Below are 1,712 nucleotides of genomic sequence, written 5' to 3'. Positions count from 1 at the left end.
CAATCCAGTCATGCGAGCCTCCGCCGGCCCCGATCGTCAGCAGCTCGATCGCCGGAAAGCGGATCGGATAGCCGAACTCGATGAACCAGTCCTTGCTGACCCGCGATCGTCCTTCGCTGGCCAGCGACACGTCGCAGCTGGTGCCGCCCATGTCGAGACCGATCGAATTGGGGAATCCACATTGAGACGCAATGTGGCGACTTGCGATAGCGCCGGCGGCAATGCCGGAACCGGCGAGCCTGGCGGCGAACTGTTTGGCGCCGCGCGCCGTCATCACGCCGCCGCCCGAGTGAAGAAGCAACAGGTCGCGCTTGTATCCCTCGGACTTCAACTTCTCGTCGAGCGCATTACAGTAGTCGCCGACGACCGGTGAAAGGGCGGCATTGACCACTGTCGTTGAGAAGCGCTCATGCTCGAAGATTTCTGGCAACGTCTCCGAAGAGGTCGTGACCGGAATGCCGTCGAGCTCCTCGAGCAGTATCTCCTTCATCCGCCGTTCGTGCTCGCCATTCGCGAAGGCATTCATGAAGCAGACCGCGACGGCCGCCACGCCGCGCTTCCTGAGGACCCGGGCGACGCGGCGCGCCTCGTCCTCGTCCAGAGGCTCCCGGACCCTTCCCATGGCATCCACCCGCTCAGGGACCTCAAGTCGATCGCGGCGTGGAATATAGGGACGCGCCACGTCCTTATACGTATCCCAGAGATCCTCTTTGTCGGCGCGCCTGATCTCGATGATGTCGCGAAAACCCTTGGTGCAGACCATGGCTGCGCGCGGCAACCGCCGCGTTATCAATGCGTTTGTGGCAACTGTAGTGCCGTGTGCGAGCAACGCGACATCGCCCAATGCGACGTTGCCGCGCTGCAACCCCGCCATGAAGCCGTCGATCGGATTTGCCGTCGAAGGCACCTTGGTGACGCGGATCGATTTGGTTGCATCGTCGAGGATGCAAACGTCGGTGAAGGTTCCGCCAATGTCGATCGCGACACGCAACGATGCCATTATGATGCTCCCATACTGCGCATTCAGTCGGCGCACGAAAACGACCCAAGAGCGGGTGGCGTGTAGTTTGCCGACTTTTCTCTTTCGGGATGAGACCGTTTCGGCCGCATCTTCCCCTTCATTGTTGTGGCGATGGTCGCAGTGTGAGGCTCACGTTTCTTGGCATTGTACGCCAAACTTCGTGCAATTTACGCCAGTCATGTAAATTGAACTGTTTGGCTCTCGCCGTGCAGATCCTGACTTTGGCGGCTTGGCTGGAGCACGAATACCCCTCGCCTCGCGATCGTCGGCATAAGCGCGTCGCGCGAAATCCGCATTCCTCAAACGAAGTGGCGGCTGGCCGCTGGTTGAAATACATTGCGATCGATCCTTCGTTGGCGAGGATCGGCTTGCCGGGGGGCAACATTGAAGAGACCGAAAGTCACGGTACGGCAAAAGGTGATCCTGGCGATTGCCCGGGTGTTCCTGACCGCCCGACACCCGTTGCTTGTCACGCGCTTTGTCAGACGGCTTGGCTACCTGCCCAATCCAGCGGCGCCCACGCGTTATCACGAGCGGATGCTTTGGCGAAAAATCATCGACCGCAATCCGCTGTTCGTGACGTTGACGGACAAGCTCGCGGCCAAGGATTACATTCGCCGCGTCTGTCCGCAGGTACAGTCGCCGCGCACACTTTGGTCTGGCCGCGATCCTGATGCTATCCCACCGGATC

General features: G+C 60.3%; 1 protein-coding gene and 1 pseudogene. One reads left to right on the top strand and one right to left on the bottom strand.

Annotation, left to right across the window (positions count from 1 at the left end):
- On the bottom strand, nucleotides 1–1,000 hold a 1,000-nt coding region (locus tag EN742_RS34120; RefSeq protein ID WP_148670489.1), incomplete at its 3' end, for a hydantoinase/oxoprolinase family protein.
- A gap of 405 nt (nucleotides 1,001–1,405) precedes the next feature.
- Between EN742_RS34120 and EN742_RS34115 the strand changes: the two are divergent.
- A pseudogene (locus EN742_RS34115) lies at nucleotides 1,406–1,712 on the top strand (hypothetical protein); the annotation flags it as partial.

The organism is Mesorhizobium sp. M4A.F.Ca.ET.020.02.1.1 (genome assembly GCF_004022645.1).
Classification (GTDB): domain Bacteria; phylum Pseudomonadota; class Alphaproteobacteria; order Rhizobiales; family Rhizobiaceae; genus Mesorhizobium.
This window is presented reverse-complemented; position numbering and strand designations above follow the sequence as displayed.